A 17,357-nucleotide genomic window follows, 5' to 3' on the forward strand; every position below is an offset into this window, starting at 1 on the left:
AATCTATGACGAATTTTATTGCAACTGCTGTAATCACCCTTTTAGTCAGCTTCGCCCTGACACTGTCAGCCGAAGCTGCTGCCTGGCCAAGTCATTCTCCTAATAAGGAAGCGAACAAGACGTGGACTGTCACGTTCAATAAACCGGTAGACAAGACGACGGTCAACTCGAACGTTTACATAACCGACTCAAAAGGAGTAAAACAGCAGAATTCATTTACCTATTCTGCCTTTGATAAGAAGGTACATATCGCACCGCCAGCGGGGAATTATCGTAACGGTGAAACATACACGCTTCACATCACACAGGCGGTGTACAACACAGATGGAGAGCTACTGAAATCACCTATCACCAAAACGTTTTCTATCAAAGCAGGCGTTACTTACGATGTGGCAAATGTACAAGCTAATGGCATGACGTCAATTGTCGAGAGCTTCTCCAGTTTTGAAGCCGCAGCAAGCCGCATAAATAGCAGTCAAGTTGTATTATTCCAAAATAAGATTGTCCACATGCCGAAAGGACTTGTCTCGACAATGGCTTATGGCAACAGTTCATTGACGATTCTCTATGCCAATAAAGCTTTAACTATTCAAGAAACCTACGTTCCGGCAGACACGGAACTCCTCTATGTTGATTCGACATCGACTTATGTGGAAGTAGAGCTGGCGGGAAGGAACTTCTATATTAAACCGCAAAATGCAAAATTACTTCCCATGCAGACGGTGACTGATCGTACGCACTATAAAATAATGAACAACTCGCTCTATCATTTAATTTATTCGCACCATACGAAGAAATATGGATCTTATGAAATGGGAGCGGCGCCAAGTTTCATGCAAGAAGGAGTGAAATATTACAGCACGGACGGCAGTCATTTTTATAATGAAACGGGAGCTTTGATTGGCACAGCTCATCAATACTTCCAGCACTTGCCGATGCGCAGTATGACGCGTTACACAGCACAGGAGCTGGACGCCTATATTATGATGCAGCTAGGACAATTGGAGCGATCTAATCCAGACTCCGCCACCTATAAAAATGCGACAACGAGAAGTAAACTGATTGGGCTGGGTTCGGAATTAAAGCGAATTGAAAAAGAGAGCCATGTCAATGCGATGCATATTCTGGCACTTGCACAGCATGAAAGCCAGTACGGGCTCAGTAAGTACGCGCTGGAATCTAATAATTTATTCGGCATGTATGTGACAGATGATAATCCGTCGAATAAACACTTTGATTCGGTAAGTGCCAATATTCAGGAACTGGTCGATGCGTTTTTGAACAGAAACTATTTACCGCCCCTTGCCAAATATGCGAATGGGACGAATTTCGGCAATAAAGCGGTCGGCATGAATGTTAAATATGCTTCCGATCCATATTGGGGCTCTAAAATTGCAGGGCATCTGTATCGCATGGACCGTTTGATGGGCGGCAGGGAAATGGCTGATCAGCTGAAGATTGGGTTGACGAATGAAGTGAACTTAAATGTGCGCGTGGCACCATATAGAGAGTCACTAAAAATTTATAAGTATCCGAAAGTCGGCATGCCGCTTATTATCCAGGACGATCAATTACCGGAATCTCCATGGATTAAAATCCGTTCAGATAAAGCTCCGTATGATTCGCTGTATGTACACGGCGATTATGTAGATCTGCTTGAATGGCAGTGAAATACAGACGAAGCCTTATAATGAATACTGTTAAAGGATTTCGTTAAAGAAACAATAATAACAGCAGGCTGCGGACCGACACTCGGGTTCGCAGCCTGCTGTATTTAATTCATACGGCTGAAGAATTCATTGGTCAAGTCGCCGTTGATGCCGATGGCTGCGGCGCTTCCTGCTCCTGCCGCAACGAGCAGCTGCGAAGGAACGATATGTGAAACATCGCCTGCTGCATAGACATTCCAAACGGTAGTTCTCCCGTATTCATCGGTTTGAATGCCGCCGTACTGATTCCGTTCACATCCCAATTCGTCAGCAAAATGATTTGGATGACTCCAAAGGGGGGAAGCAAAACCGCCGGCTCGGTCTACCAATGTGCCGTCCTCAAGACGTACGCTGTGCAGCTGACCATCAGCTCCTTCCAAGCCATCTATTATATCGTCTACAATTTGAATATCCTTCGCGTTCAGCTTCTCTCGCTCCTCTTCCGTCAATTGACCTTCTCCGCCTGTAAAAACAATCAGATCACGGCTCCATGTATACACTTCCGCTGCCAGCTTAAACACGTTTATATCAGCAAATACCGCAAGCGGACGATCCCGCATTTCCCAGCCGTCACAATACGGGCAACTGAAAATCGATGTGCCGTAAAAGCGCTCAATCCCCGGCACGTTTGGCTGCTCATCACGCAAGCCGACTGCCAGAAGCACTTTCTGTGTGCGGAACATTTTGCCGTCTGCTGTCATTAATTCGTAATGCGTTTCGTCCAGCCGTTCCACCGCAACGATTTTTTTATGATGAAAGCTGACTGACGGATAATGCCTAAGTTCTTCACGTCCTATGCGCCGCAGCTCTGCAGGGTGCACCCCGTCACGCGTCAGGAAGCCATGCGATGCACGGGAAACACGGTTTCTTGCATGGTCATCATCGAAAATAATGACATTCCGCCTTGCACGTCCCAGCACTAAAGCAGCACTTAATCCGGCAGGTCCTCCGCCGATAATTGCACAATCATATATCATACGTTTCCTCATTCCTTTTAACTCCATTTGGATAGTAGATTTCCCGTGACGTGCAGCGGATAAACTTTAGAATGTCCAGTTTGGCGGGAAAATAGAAGCTGCGGTATAGAAAAAGTGGGAATGCGGGGAGCAGTGAGTTTGATTTTACTCATTCAGCTCTTGAAAAATGTTTTCTGTCTTTTGGTTTCCCCTTTATGTTTCACACTGGACAAATAGCCCAAAAGGATTGGTTCTGTATTCTTAACTACTGGCTGATTATGCCGATAAATGGAGAAGGAGACTTTATTTCAATATAGCCATGTGATCAGCTCAGACTGGCGGGTGTAAAAGCCGTCATTGGCTATTTATTGCAAGACCAAATTAATTGAGCGGGGGAGAATAAGCAGATGAAACAACTATGGAAAGCAGCGCTGGCACTGATGCTGTTGGTCAGTGTGCTCGGCGCGGGATTAAAGGCCGATGCAGCGGCAAAGCCGGGAACTCCGGCGCCGGTTGAGAAGAAGCCTTATGAGTATGAGTTTATTGTGGACGAAGATGCGAAGTACAATGGGTTTAGTGGTGCGAAGGAAATGGTGATTACATTTGATAAAAAAGTTAATGATATGGGAACGGCCAACGTTCGCGTTGAACAAATTACTACAGGAGGGAATATAGAATTACCTATAGTAGAAAGTGTAAATAAAGGTATAGCTCCTAACGAGAATATTTTGACTATAAAGTTCAAAAACCTGGAGTTTGTCGATCATATCAACAAGCAAGATCTTCAATTGGTTATCAAACAGGGCTCACTCTATTTTGACCAGATAACTGATTATGTATTGCCGTTTAAGTTTTATGATTTGACGCCAGGGTTCAATTCAGTATTTCTTAATGTTGATAATGCAACGAAAATAAATACTAATATTTTTAAATATAATGAACCCCGTAATGTAATGATTCAGGTCCCGCCTGTCTATATGACAAAGATTGAGACGATACATCGTTATATTGAAGCAGTTGGGCCAGGAGATGCAGCGAGCAAAAAATCACCCAACCTATCAAATATCGATGTAATTGCAGATCCTGCAGCGGCACGTTTGAAAGTAAAATTGGGTACAGGCACAGATACAAAACATTCGAGAGACCTAGATCGGTCGACTGCTGGAGTGAATGGTTTTTCTTTGGGGCAAGCAGGAATAGAGACGATTGTATGCAAGGATCCCTCTGCGAAGGAAAATGACTGTGATGAATATAATAATCAAAACGATCAAATTCAATTAACGGCTTATAGTAAAGACGGTCGGAAGCTTGAAACCAGAAGTTTTAAAATGCGTGTAAATGATTCTCAAAAAGACTTCAAAATCAATGATTATATAAAAGCAAATCCTAAATTGTATGGTAAGCCAGTATCTCTTTACGACTTTATGGCTTCACCTGCTTTGCTTAATAGTATTATGGAGGAGACAACTCTTAGTAAATTGAATGACTTTGGTGTTGTATATTCAGTGGGGAACTTGGCGACAGTTGAAAATCGTGAACAATTCGATATGGCCATAAAAAATACAAGGCTTAAAAAAATTGAATTAGGAAATACAGTGTTAGAAAGTACGGTGCAAAGACCTGTAAAAATAGCTCGCGATGTAACAATCACTGGCGGAATAATTAACGGGGATGTTGAATTAATAAGTGGCGAAGGTGAAAAGTCTACTGCAATTCGTCTTAACGATATGAGAATTAACGGAAAGTTGACTGTAAATGTCGGTAAAGAGGGAACTGCTATTTTAGATAAAGTTACAGTAGGTACAGAAGATGAAAAATCACTAACTATATTTGAAAGCGGCGGAATTAACTCCATCCACTTGAATGAATTCATCTCACATGGCGGAGTGAGTATAGAAAATATAACTCCCCTTCGTATTGTTACAACTAATACTATTAATACTATGCCTTTACATTTCTTATATAATGCTAAATCAGCAGTTAATTTAGAAGTGGTCAGCGGGTCGATAGACTTAACTAATAATGTTGGAGAACTAAAACAAGAAAACGCATTTACTGTATTTATAAAAGATAAAGATAATGTGAGAGTTGATGAGAAATTTACCGGAGAATATTTCACAATAAATGAAGTAAAAGTCGCCGAAGATGAAATGACTAATGTAACTGTAGCAACCCTATCGGATAATATACCAAAACTCACTATTAATGATTCAATAAACCTTCCATTGACAGATATTATAAAGTTAATTCAAGAAGATTCTATAGTTAAAGTTTTGAATGAAAAAACAATTACTTGGAATGTGAAGGGAAAAGCTGCACATTGGGCGGTAAGTATAGAAGGTCAAAACCTCAATATTAAAGGTGTAACTGATGCTGATCTAGGAGAGAATAATAGTATTATTCTAGAAGCAACGGATGGTGTGACAAGATATCAAATCAATTTAAAGGTAGGAATTGAGCCATAACATTGCAACTGGCAGAGGCATTCAGAAAAGAAAGGGGTGAGTCGATTATGTTCACTCAATTTATTAAAAAAAATACAATGATATATCTGTCACTAACTTTGTTTCTAATTTTATTTGTGAATCCTGCAAATGCACATGGCATCGCTAATCACAAAAATGTACTAGGCGCAGGAAAGAGTCATTTAGTCGTTTTAAAAGAAGACGGTAGTGTGTGGAGTTGGGGTGATCAGACATTCGGCCAGTTGGGCGCAGTGCCAAGTGGCAGTTCGATTGAGCCTGTACCCATCCAAATGGCTAATGGAAAGAGATTATCGGATATTTTAGCGGTTTCGGCGGGGGGGGACTTTACTGTTGCGCTTGATACTAAAGGGGATATTTGGAGCTGGGGACTAAATGATTTAGGCCAATTAGGCAGAGCATCCTCGATGGGCGGCAATGTGGATAAAAACCCTGCTCAGATATCGCTTGCGAACATGATAGATATCTCAGCAGGGGGAGGCCATGTACTTGCAGTTGATCGTCTTGGGAATGTCTGGACCTGGGGATATAACTATTATGGCCAGCTAGGTAGAACGACATCTACCTATTTCTCAGCAGTGCCTGTAAAAGTAGACGGATTAGAAAATGTGGCTGCAGTTGCAGCAGGAAAAGACCACTCAGTTGTATTAAAGATGGACGGTACTGTCTGGACGTGGGGACGTAATACCTTTGGCCAACTTGGATTGGGTCAGACAATGGATTACAACGTTGAACCGAAACAAATTAGCGGACTAAGTGAAATAATTGAAATTGTTGCCGGTGACAATCATACATTAGCTCTAAAACAAGACCGTACGTCCCTGCTCGCTTGGGGCCGTAATTATTATGGCCAGCTTGGAGATGGCGGATATGAAAATAAACTCGTGCCGTTTCAAGTAAAAGGCGTAAGTAATATTCGCTCAGTTGCAGCGGGGGATAACCATACAATAATTGTGAAAGACGACGGCACCGTCTGGCAATGGGGCCGTAATACGAGTGGTATCCAGACTTCACAGACAGCGCCCATTCAAATAAAAGGAATGTCTGATGCAGTGGCGATTGGAGGTGGCGGATACTTAGACAGCTTCACACTAGCAGTAAAATCCGACGGCACCGTCTGGCAATGGGATAAATTATCATCTGATTCTACAACCAAACTGCCAATATTTAAAAAAGTGTCCGGCATTGACGGTGTCATGAAACTGGACGAGTTCCCTTTCGTCCAAGGGGGACAAGTAAAGTTTAAATACATCGGAACCAGTCTGACTGAAGACGTAAAATTGAATGGAAGTTTTAACGATAATGTTGACTTGCAAATGGAACGGAAACCAGGAAACATTTGGGAACTCCAGGTAGAACTGCAGCCAGGACAATACGAATACGGCTTCCGTGTCAACGGGGAATGGACAGTCGATCCGCTCAACCGTGACAAAACGATTGACGACTTCGGACGGACGTTCAGTGTGCTGAAAGTTGCTCCTTACGCAACTGTTGGCCCGATAATTGATCATAAAGAAGTCACGTTCACATACAGCAGCTACGATTATAATCAACAGCTTGAACTGGATGCGGAAACAAAATCTGTTTCAGTCATGGGGAACTTCGGGGATGATTACCACTGGATCGAAATTCCGATGGTCAAGCAGCCGAATAATACTTGGAAAGTATCCAGAACATTAAAGCCCAGAGATTATTTCTATTCATTTGTCGTGCGGGATAAGGAAAGCGGAGCAGTTGCTGTAAAGCGCAATGATCCGCTGAATCCGGGTTTGCAGACAGATTCCCTGACAAATATTTCCCGTAACACATTTGTTGTGGCGGAAAATGTCTTAACGAAGATACCGGTTGCATCGATTACACTCAGCAAAGGCCCTGAAATGGACTTAATTGTAGGGGAGCAGTCGACGTTGACCGCCAGAATCAGTCCGTCAAACGCGACGAATCAACATGTTAACTGGTATTCCAGCAAACCGACCGTTGCGAGTGTGGAAGGCGGTAAAATCACAGCGCATTCCGCTGGAGAAACAACCATTGCAGTAACTTCGGTAGACGGCGGGAAGATTGCGAGCGTCACGGTTGTTGTCAAGCAGCAGGACGGCGCAGTATCTTATCCTCGCATAGGATATAAAACTGAAGATGACCGATTTAATGTGGAGCCTACAAAAGCTTGGAAAATTAACCTCAGCCAAGAACTGGACATCAAGACATTTAATCCAGAATCCGTGTACGTATTAAATGAGTCAGGCGTGAAGATTCCACTTGGTTATCAGGTTTCTAATAAAGGGACCACGATGGAAATTCGATTGCAAAATGGCTATCAGTATAAAAAAGGGGCTACCTACTATCTGTTTATAGAAGATACGGTGAAGTCATCAAACGGTGCCAAATTGAAAGAAAAAGTCCAGATGAAGTTCCAGATTAAATTGTAATCTCACAGCAAAAAGGAGTTGCCCCGGATTGGGAGCAACTCCTTTTTTATCAGTTAATGGTGAATGTTTGCAGTAAAGACTTTTTCAAGAATTCTTTATTTTTTGTATTGCCTTTGAACTGGCGGTCAATATGCAGAGTATACTGTTTCCCGCGGGTGTAAGCTTTTTGTGGAACGACATAAATCGTTTTGCCGTCACTACTCATTTGCAATGCAGCAGCAACTTTTTCATTGGTTGTATCATCTGTAACATAAATCAGGCCGGAGTACAGCGCTTCGCGGTCCACCCGGGCATTGAAATTGATGCTAAGAACTTTGTGCGTATCGTAAGAAGGAATATTTTTGCTCCAGTCAATTGCCGGCGCAGCTTCGAGTGAGGCAATTTGGCTGATTTGATTTCCTTTTACAACGACCGCATATAACTCACCTGATGGCGCCGAAATTTTTTCATCAGGCGTATATTTTGTCCACTTTAGAATGTCAGCAGGTGAAGCTGTAGCTATATATCTGTCTTTTAATGGTTTGTCATTTGACAGGGCGCTGCTTGTGAATGAAATATCTTTACTGCTCGTTGTGTAATAAATTGTACCGGACGTTTCCAGTAAAGCTAACTGCAGCGTATATGACGCACTGCCTGTTGCCGGCGGATTAATGCGCGGCGCACCCACATTGTCAACAAGGGCGTACGTTCCAGGTTCATTAATCAGACTGGTAGTTGCGGTCGCAGCAGCTGCACTTGGCACAGCAACTGTGTACCCATCAACCAGTTTAGCCAATGTCTTAGTTCCTGACTTCGGCAGCTTCAGCTCAATTGGCTGCATAAAGCGTGATAAGTTGCCAAAGCTAATTTCATAGGGGCCGTTTGCCAGCGGTTGCTTCAATGTGAAAGTAGAGTGCCGGGATTCTATCACGTTACTAGCGGGCACATGAGCTTCAGCTTTTTTATCTTTTGTTATAAATGTTACACCATGATCCTTTGCTGTCTCCACTTCAGCAGGGCTTAAGGAAACGGAAGGGGACAGTGGTGTAAGCTCCCCGTCTTTCTCGAGCGGCAGACTGCCAGTCGAACTGTTAGCAGCATGTTTCACTGTAACAGAGTATGTTTTCTCAGTCGTAGTGTTGTTAGCTGAATTTACTACACGGTACAATTTAGGCTGGCCGTCCGAAAAGTCGGTTATCACTGATGGGTTTGGTGTGACCGTCCCAATACTTGTAATGACAGGTGTTAAGCTAGTTAATTTTGCCGTTTTAGGTACAGTAACGGTAATTTTTTCTGCTTTTTGATCAATGACACTGATTGCATCTACTTCCTTAAAGTTAAATGAAGTAATGAGCGCATTGGGTTTTGCATCGCCGAATATGCTGACGTTTACCGGCAGGGAAGGCTGGCTTTCGATGCCGTTTACTGTTTGTGTGACGTAGTAGCCGAAGCCTGCTGGGACGTCTTCAAACGTGAAATTATTTGAATTAGTCACGTTTTTTGATTTTATTAGCTGTCCATATGCATTGTATAAATTTGCTCTTGTTGTAGAGTGAGAATAGATTCCTTGGTTACCGGATTCAGTTTCAGGACTAACTTTGATAGTACTTGAAGTCGCGGTAACAAGTCCCGGTTTTGGTGGTGCTACTGTAATAGTTCTATACTTTGGTAAAGCTTTTGCTCCCCGTGTTGCCACGGCAGTGTATCTGATTTTGTATATGCCAGGTTCATTAGTATTAAACTCAGGGTATTTTATAGAGGTTCCCTTTACATTATAAGAGTTGACGTCCGTATCTTTAAAAACAAGCGTAGAAGTTAAAGAAAGCGGATTCTGTTCATTTGATAAATAATCTTCTGCTGTAATTCCAGGATCTTTAAACTGCTTATTCTTTGTATAATAAGGCTCCAATTCACTATCCAGCGTTAAGTTGATATTTTCAGGGCCGATTAATGTGATATGGGGTTTGTCTATATCTACGACTTCCACTACATTAGATTGGCGGCTTATTTGGGATTTCACTTCTTGTCTAACGAGATATCTTCCTGGCTCTATGTTTTTAAATACATAAGTAGTCTGCCCTGCGTCCAGTTCGACTTTCTTTAAAGGGTCATCAATGTTGTCAGGGAAGACACCATCGTTATTTGCTTTGTAAAGTTTTAGTATAGTTTTATTGGTTTGTGTACTAGGAAAGATATTCGTAACTCCAATTTCACCAACAGCAGCAGTACTGCCTATTGCCATAACAGGTTTTGGCCGCACTGTAACAGTTCTCACTTGTTGTATTGCGGACAGACCCCCAGTGTCTTTTGCATTGTAGAAAATTGTATATTCGCCGGGTTGGCTTGTATTAACAGGACTAGGGTGATACGTAACAATCTTTTCCGCAATTTCAATATTATCGACAGCAGTAAAGCCGGGATCTTTGAATTCATCGCCAACTTCTAAATCTATGTTTATAGCTCCGTCTTTAGCATTTAATATAATTTTGGGAGGAGTTGTATCTTTTATCTCCACACGATCTGAAAATTTACTTTTTACGCCTTCTACTTCTTGAAAGACAAAGTAGCCTTTACCTACGGGGACATCTGGAAACGTATAGGTGTTTTCATTTAAATTTGTAATTTCCCTAATTTTTTGTGCTTTGCTTAAATCATTCGATTCACTAGGGTCTTGATATAAAAACAAGTCTGCATTATTGAATACATTTTCAACGGTAATTGAACCGAACTGGTGTCGTTCGATAGGAGAACTGCCATGATATTCTAACGTATTTACCGTTTTATTAACTTTTATTTTTTCGGGATATACTATAACTTCTCTTATAGCTGTATTATACAATTGTTGATTTTCACAATCGGTTGCTGTGTATATAGCTTTATATTTTCCAGGGTTAGGCTTTTGACCGTTGCCTATGACACCGCCTTCATATTCGATAGAAACGCTAACTTTTAAATTGTTTGCAGGTGCACAAACTAAAGAATCATATCGAATTTCAGATGTAGTACCATTTTTATTAGTTATTTTATAGCCGGGATTGGTATATTCATTTTGTCCCTGAACATTATGAAAAATTTCGTAAATTGGTTTTTCTAATTCAATAGTGGGTTTCTGTTCATTCTTAATAACAACTTCATTCGATATTTCGCTTTTTAAATGGTCCTCAGTTTCTGATTGAATGATCGAGTAAACTCCATCTCTCAATCCCGAAACTGTAGTAGTGGGGCCCACAGCGGTAATTTGTTTATATTCAGCCGAAATTCCCCCCACATTTTCTGCACGATAAATAATTAAATTATTTTTAACTTTCGTTCCTGTAACTTTTATTTCACCTGAATTATTTGCAGCTCCTGAGTCTTTTACCCATTCCAATGTAACTGGAGCAGGGTTTACAGTTATCGCACTAGAATGAATGCTGTTTGCACCATCAATGAAATGAGTTACACTGTAGCTTTTATTTGCATCAATTTTATTAAATATGACTATATTGTTAGCATTAGGTTTTTGTGTTTTATAAGGAACCTGTGAATCTGGTTTGTAAAGATTTACTTCACTACCTGGTATCACATTACTAATAATAATCCTATAGGGTTCTGTAGTAACGTCTCTTTCAGCTAATATAGGTTTAGGTTTTACAGTTATTGCTGGTGAAACTTCAGTCAACTTAGGATTAGAATCTATTTTTTCAGCTCTCACTTCATAAATTCCTGGAGTAACGTCGGGAAAGGAAGTATTTTCATTTAATAAATCTCCTACTCGATTACCAGTACTTTTTTTGTGCAGTGTGATTTTCCAAGCGGAGTTACCGCCATCCATATCAACCTTTATAACACCCTTATTGTCATCACCAGCGACCACGTCATATGTAACCCTGCCAGGAAAACCTTCTGCCACCCCAGGCAACGGCCCAATAGTAGAAAACACTAATAAAAAAGCCATAAATGCAGGGAAAAACTTCTTCATGCTTTTCATTCCTTCCTTATTTAACCTCATAATATTGTGTTTCTATTAATTGATTTGCTTCATTCCATACGTTAATCGTCAGCAAATCGCCTGTAACCAAACCAATCTGTCCTTTAGAAAAGGAATCTGCGCCATCGCGATGAAGTTTAATCTGATTTCCGCTATTAATTGAATAGAAGACAGAAACCACATCGGGCTTTACTTTAACGGAGACGGTAGTGGCAAGTTGATTCATAGTGGCGGAAACGTCTGTTATGTACACTCCAGTCATCTCAAACTCTTTCGTTACCGGCTTGTTTAGCAGCTTGCCAGAAGCAGCTCGAAAACTGGCTGGGATTGTCAGTGTATACCGTTCACCAAACAAGTATGGATTTTTTGGTTTTACTATAACTTTATTCAAATCTGCCGATAGAGAAAGAGACGGCTCATTATTTTTTGACTGTATAGTAATGAGTTCTAAATTGGCTGTTTCATCAGATACGTCATGTGAAAATGTGATTGTCCATGGCTTTTTAGGGGCGGTGATGGGCTCGATACCCGCTGCGTAACTGATTGGATGACTGAACAGACTTGTCAGCAAGAAACTAAGTAACGCGACAGCAGTAATAATACGAAATCGCATAGTCAAATCTCCTTTAATGTGTGTTTGTAGTATGTACATACTGCGAAGAGGCTAAATGCTCTATTTATATTATCGGGAAGGAAGTTGAAAAATGAAGATACATAGGAAAATCATTGCCTTGCTGGCTTTATTGCTCGTTTCATTACTGGTCAGGCAGCCGGAAGGGACAGAAGCAGCTGCAAATCAATCGAATAATAGCTGCGGAATCGAGCGGGGAAGAGACGTTGTTTTTGTCATACAAGATACACCTGGCATGCAGGCGCAAGACCCAAGTCATTCCAGAATCAATGAGGCAATATTCGCAGTAGATCAAGCGGATACATTGGATCGATACGGCGTTGTTGGTTTCAATGAAGCGGTGACGCATTCATTTTCGTTATCATCCAATAAATATCAGGCAAAGGCCGCGCTAAAAAAACTTTTGACAAGTTCCGAAGAAAATGCAAATGATGCAAGTACGGGGCTAGAAAAAGCGATTCGGGATTTATCTGCGACACAATCAGTAAATGATAAAGTCATTGTGCTGATGACAGCAGGAACTTCGATAAACAATGAAAAGATTTTTTCGCTTGCCAATGAAGCATATGAAAAAGATATTCAAATTCACACGATCAGTTTTGGCAGCACACCTTCATCTATTATAGATGAAACGACATTACGAAAGATTTCAAGGATTACAGACGGCAATTTCCATACTGCTGTGAATGCTGCATACTTGAGAGAGGTACTATCCAATTTACGGCAGGAAATTGCCGATTTTCCCGGCCGTGAACTGTACAGCGATTGGACATTGACAAGTGATGTGACTGAGCCGAGAGGATTGCTGGTGCATGAAAATGTAAAAGTTGATTTGAATGGCTATAACTTAACTGTAACGGATGATTTAGTCCTGCTGAAATGTACAGAAATCCGGGCTGTAAACGGCGCTGTGATCAAGGCCAAGAAGCTGGATCAAAAAACAGGTTCAAGCATTAGACTGAATAACAGCCAGCTGAATGTAACAGAAAATGTCACGCAAGACGGCTCCATTGTAGTGAATGGAAATTATAAAAATTCGGCTGCACCTGAACTTGTGCTCGCATCTTATACCCAGCGGATTCATGGATATTTAAATCTCAACGGACAGGAAGCAATCATTTCATCACCGATTCTGCAAGAAGGCCGTATAGATCTGAATGGCGGAACATTCCATGCGAAAAATAATTTGGAACAAAAAGGCCGCTTTAATGTGCAGGAAGGCAAACTTCAAGTAGACGGCAATCTGACAATCAACGGCGGACCGTTACTTGACGATGCGTATATGGAGAATAAATCTCTGGATGCAGGCGGCGGATTGGTGCAAGTTGGATCTAAAGAATCCATGGAGATGACCAATAATAAAGGTCACGTCAGACAAGCCGGCGGGCAGTTATTCGTTAATCATGGAACGGTCAAAATTTATGGAGACTATACGATTTCCGATGGCTGGCTGACAATGATCAAAGGTTCGATGGATACTTCGACACCGCAATACGGTGAAGGCGACGGGGATTTTGTACATGTTTTTGGGGATTTCTCCACAGCGAGTAAACGAAACCATGCCACGCGAACGTATATACATCTGGGCAAGCCAATGAATGACCAAGGGCATTTGACGGATGGCGTGCTGAAAATCGAAGGTACATTTACTCAATCCGGTGACGGGGAAGGACATCCAATTTATTCGGATAGAATGCTGCAGTACGAAAAAGACTACAGCCGCTATAATTTCCATGCGGAAGGCAGACATAAAGTAGCGCTGATGAACAAAGGGAAAATCCGGGCTCAGGCAAAAGGATTTACTTTTAACTTACTCGAGCTGCATGGCAATTTGTCCGATTACCCGACAGACCCCTATGTACGATGGAATAAGCTGAATGAAGTCGTAAAATCAGCCAATTCAAATTTAGCCAGTCTGTCGATTAACGACAAAGCAGTGCCAGGCTTCACACCGGCTGTCAGAAATTATTTCAGATTTGAAGTGCCGGCAGATGACTATCCGGCAGGCGGAGTTCAAACACTCAAAGTGGATGCGCGCCCGCAGGACCGTAATGCAATCGTTGATATTTTAGACAGAACGCTGTCTTCTGATGGCACGGGAGAAGTGAAAGTACAAGTTACTGCGGTGGACGGTACGAAAAGCGTCTATACAGTGGAAGTGAAGATAGGGCCTGGGTCAGGCGGAAAGGTCACTTCTATAAAATTGGATAGAAATGAAATCGTCTTTACCGAAAATGATAGGGGAACTTATAATCCTGAGAAAATTGTTATTGGATATACAGTGTATCCGACGAATGCAACGAATCAGCAAGTCAGCTGGACATCAACCAACCCGGCCGTTGCAACTGTCACCCCAAGCGGAATTGTGACACCCCATATGAAAGGGGAAACTAGCATTGTGGCGACAACAGCAGATGGCGGTTTGATTGATACAGCTGCGGTGAAAGTATTAGGTCAGAACGATTTGCTGCAAGGAATTAAGACGCTTGAAGATTTTGTCAGCGATAATGACCGCTTTGACAAAATTATGGGTGGTCTGTACGACGTAGATAAAATCGGGATTGTCGTGCCGGGAAATTACATCAAAAAATTAACATTTACAAATCCAGGCATGTTATCAGGCGGAACGATAGAAACGGACAGTGGAACGGCGCGTGTCGAAGTCCGTATTAACGGCATTACATTGGGAGCGAACAAGGCCGGCAATAATTTCATATTTAATCGTGCATCTATGAAAGTTACTGATTATGTAGAAGTTATCGCCTATGATGCTGTATCCAATGAACTCGAGCGGATCGGAACGACTTATCCGGTGAACTTCACGTTAACTTCCGGCGTGTCGCCTGGTTATTACTCAATTAAAACTCTTTTAGAAAACCAGATTTTATTCAATCAAATACTGGAAGAATACTCACCTAAACAGCTGCGATTTTCTGCCAGATGATGAAAAGGAGGCAGGGCGTGCATTGGCACGCCCGTACATAATCTATGAAAAAAATAAGGATTCTACTGATGTTCAGCATGTTATTACTGTTTATCCCGATTACATCGGCAAAAGCGACTGTGAAACAAACTGCGGTCGGTGTGTCATCGGCTTTTATTGAAAGAAGCGGCTCCGCAACATTGTCTGTATTTATCAGCAGTGATGAGAAAATTGCAGGCGGTTCATTCGATATAATTTATAATCCGGAACAATTACGAATTAATGCCTCGGATGTCAAAATGACAGACACGTTGTCTGACTATCTATCCTCTGCGGGAAGCGATGCGGCAGGAAAAGTTTCCATGTCGTTTGCAAAATCCAGCGGCAGTTTGATTGATGGGACTGTAATGGAAGTGAAAGCTACAGTACTCTCTGCGGGTTATGGGAATATACACAATCTAACACTGCAAAACGTTGAATTATATAATGAACAGGGAAAGCGTATTACAACTCAATTAATAAATGGACAAATTAAACCGTTCGATGGCAAAGAGTCCACTCATCCAAATTCAGTTACAGTGGATAAGCCATGGCTTATTACATTAAACAAGCCTTACAACCCAGCGACATTGAACACAAGTGCTGTCAGTTTAAAGCGAGGATCCGCCGATTTTCCTTTTGAATTAGAATTAGTCAATGCCACACAGTTTCGGGTGAAGCCGATCGGATCATATATACGTTCTACGTATACATTAGAAATTACGGACCAGCTTCGTTCAATGAACGGTGCGAAACTAAATCAGCCAGTACGGCTTAAATTTAAGGTGAATTGAGGTGAGGGATATGAAAAATTTAATGAATAAAGTCTTATTACTTCTGCTAGTGATGGGCGCAGTCGCGGTGTCAGGTCTTAATACAGAGTCAACATATGCGGAGATACTGGAAGTCGGTGAAAGCCGTTCACTTGGTACAACAGTAGAAGTGCCGGTTACCATTCGGGACACATCGTATTTGACGTCAGCCAACTTTGTGATAACGGGGCCTATTGCGGGGAAGGGAATTACGTTGAAAAGTTTCCGTCCGTCATCAGCCTTTGACGATCAAAAGTTTCGGACGAGATCGGTAATCACAAATAATACATTAGATTTAAACTTCTTGCCGATTTCAGGAAAAGAAGAACGTTTAGTGGGAAATAAAATCCTGGTAGGCCATTTAGTGTATGAACTCTCCTCTTCTTTTAAAGCTGGCGATTCTGCCGATCTCTCCATCACATCGTTAAATATGAAAGGCCGTTTAAATCAGGACGTCATTGTGACACCAATGAACGGAAAAATCGTACGTAAAATGCCTGTCGGTGACGTTGTAGGAAACAATAAACCTACTGCCGCAGCGGCTATTCGGATTTTACAGCATTTGAATGATCCAATTACAGATCGGGAAGCTTTCTTATCCGCTGATGTAAATGGAGATGGAGTATTGACTCAAGAAGACGCCCAAATCATTTTGGACTATGTTGCAGACAAGCGCTCTACATTCTTGGCAGTTCAGTCGAAAGAGCTTGACAATGCGGTATTAAAAAGCGAATACAGTGGGCATGTATCTGCAATGAATGGTCGCGCCCCATATACATACAAGCGGTCAGGTTCCTTTCCGGCAGGCCTGACATTGGATGAAAAGACAGGGCAAATTACTGGCACACCGACACGTGCAGGAACATTCGTTTTTGATATTCAAGTAACTGACGCAGTTGGCGACACAGAAAAGCGGAAATTCAGCATGCAGGTCATTGATTCCAACATCATGTCCGTTGAAAAGCCATTGCCAATCAACGTCAAGCTGAATGGAATACCTGAACTTCCTTCAACTGTACAGGTCACGTATAAAGACAAAACAACAGGTAAAGAAGCGGTCAGCTGGGAGCCGGTTGATACATCGAAAATCGGCACCGTGATTGCGAAAGGAAAAATCGGGGACAGCGGATTTACGGTAAGTGCAGAGGTTAATGTCGTATCGGCAAATTACCTGAACGGCATAAAAGTCGCCTATGTGCAGTTCTTGAACCTTCATACGATTGAAGTCGATGTATCGGAGGATGTTTATAAGGTAACTGTTAATAATACGTATAATATGCACTTTGAAGGCGATAAAAAATTCACCTTAATCAGCTCGAATTTCCCGGCCAATTCAACTGTCACATTCCGTATGTATGATAAATACGGAAATCTGCTTGAAACAAAGCAGCAAGTGCTAAAGCCTAATTAATGATGCGCAGCCATC

At 41.9% G+C, this 17,357-nt stretch carries 9 protein-coding genes; 6 read left to right on the forward strand and 3 right to left on the reverse strand.

The genetic code is table 11. The features are described from left to right. Positions 1–5 precede the first annotated feature (5 nt). Positions 6–1,670 carry an N-acetylglucosaminidase gene (locus SporoP33_RS12245; protein WP_231293352.1) on the forward strand — a complete coding sequence of 555 codons (1,665 nt, stop codon included), beginning with the start codon at positions 6–8 and terminating at the stop codon, positions 1,668–1,670. 104 nt (positions 1,671–1,774) lie between these two features. Here the strand turns inward: SporoP33_RS12245 and SporoP33_RS12250 are convergent, their stop codons facing one another. Then, positions 1,775–2,698 carry an NAD(P)/FAD-dependent oxidoreductase gene (locus SporoP33_RS12250; RefSeq protein WP_231293246.1) on the reverse strand — a complete coding sequence of 308 codons (924 nt, stop codon included), beginning with the start codon at positions 2,696–2,698 and terminating at the stop codon, positions 1,775–1,777. A gap of 374 nt (positions 2,699–3,072) precedes the next feature. Here SporoP33_RS12250 and SporoP33_RS12255 point away from each other — a divergent pair, with 374 nt between their 5' ends. Together SporoP33_RS12255 and SporoP33_RS12260 are read left to right on the forward strand one after the other, a co-directional pair. After that, positions 3,073–5,130 (forward strand): hypothetical protein, encoded by a 2,058-nt coding sequence (locus tag SporoP33_RS12255; protein ID WP_081243973.1) that lies wholly within the window; start codon positions 3,073–3,075, stop codon positions 5,128–5,130. Between the two features lie 47 nt (positions 5,131–5,177). Next, positions 5,178–7,577: an RCC1 domain-containing protein gene (locus SporoP33_RS12260; RefSeq protein ID WP_155961359.1), complete on the forward strand. Its 2,400-nt coding sequence runs from the start codon at positions 5,178–5,180 to the stop codon at positions 7,575–7,577. A 49-nt stretch (positions 7,578–7,626) separates the two neighbouring features. Here the strand turns inward: SporoP33_RS12260 and SporoP33_RS12265 are convergent, their stop codons facing one another. Both SporoP33_RS12265 and SporoP33_RS12270 read right to left on the reverse strand, forming a co-directional pair. After that, complete coding sequence (locus tag SporoP33_RS12265; protein ID WP_196796788.1) at positions 7,627–11,517, reverse strand: immunoglobulin-like domain-containing protein; 3,891 nt, start codon at positions 11,515–11,517, stop codon at positions 7,627–7,629. Positions 11,518–11,533: 16 nt separating this feature from the next. Beyond that, positions 11,534–12,139, reverse strand: a complete 606-nt coding sequence (locus SporoP33_RS12270) for an Ig-like domain-containing domain (protein ID WP_196796789.1) — start codon at positions 12,137–12,139, stop codon at positions 11,534–11,536. 91 nt (positions 12,140–12,230) lie between these two features. Here SporoP33_RS12270 and SporoP33_RS12275 point away from each other — a divergent pair, with 91 nt between their 5' ends. The 3 genes from SporoP33_RS12275 (at position 12,231) to SporoP33_RS12285 (ending at position 17,342) form a co-directional block, all read left to right on the forward strand. Next, positions 12,231–15,101, forward strand: coding sequence for a VWA domain-containing protein (locus SporoP33_RS12275; protein WP_081243977.1), 2,871 nt, complete (start codon positions 12,231–12,233; stop codon positions 15,099–15,101). Positions 15,102–15,169: 68 nt separating this feature from the next. Further along, on the forward strand, positions 15,170–15,913 hold the full coding sequence (locus SporoP33_RS12280; protein WP_155961360.1) for a cohesin domain-containing protein: 744 nt from the start codon (positions 15,170–15,172) through the stop codon (positions 15,911–15,913). Positions 15,914–15,923: 10 nt separating this feature from the next. After that, complete coding sequence (locus SporoP33_RS12285; protein WP_081243979.1) at positions 15,924–17,342, forward strand: putative Ig domain-containing protein; 1,419 nt, start codon at positions 15,924–15,926, stop codon at positions 17,340–17,342. The last annotated feature ends 15 nt before the right edge of the window (positions 17,343–17,357 follow it).

This window comes from Sporosarcina sp. P33 (assembly GCF_002077155.1).
GTDB lineage: Bacteria > Bacillota > Bacilli > Bacillales_A > Planococcaceae > Sporosarcina.

Excerpts from the sequence above, each read along its gene's own strand:
- SporoP33_RS12265 (WP_196796788.1), bottom strand. The coding sequence starts at position 11,517 with ATGAAGAAGTTTTTCCCTGCATTTATGGCTTTTTTATTAGTGTTTTCT.
- SporoP33_RS12250 (WP_231293246.1), bottom strand. The coding sequence starts at position 2,698 with ATGAGGAAACGTATGATATATGATTGTGCAATTATCGGCGGAGGACCT.
- SporoP33_RS12255 (WP_081243973.1), top strand. The coding sequence starts at position 3,073 with ATGAAACAACTATGGAAAGCAGCGCTGGCACTGATGCTGTTGGTCAGT.
- SporoP33_RS12270 (WP_196796789.1), bottom strand. The coding sequence starts at position 12,139 with ATGCGATTTCGTATTATTACTGCTGTCGCGTTACTTAGTTTCTTGCTG.
- SporoP33_RS12245 (WP_231293352.1), top strand. The coding sequence starts at position 6 with ATGACGAATTTTATTGCAACTGCTGTAATCACCCTTTTAGTCAGCTTC.
- SporoP33_RS12280 (WP_155961360.1), top strand. The coding sequence starts at position 15,170 with ATGTTCAGCATGTTATTACTGTTTATCCCGATTACATCGGCAAAAGCG.
- SporoP33_RS12275 (WP_081243977.1), top strand. The coding sequence starts at position 12,231 with ATGAAGATACATAGGAAAATCATTGCCTTGCTGGCTTTATTGCTCGTT.
- SporoP33_RS12260 (WP_155961359.1), top strand. The coding sequence starts at position 5,178 with ATGTTCACTCAATTTATTAAAAAAAATACAATGATATATCTGTCACTA.
- SporoP33_RS12285 (WP_081243979.1), top strand. The coding sequence starts at position 15,924 with ATGAAAAATTTAATGAATAAAGTCTTATTACTTCTGCTAGTGATGGGC.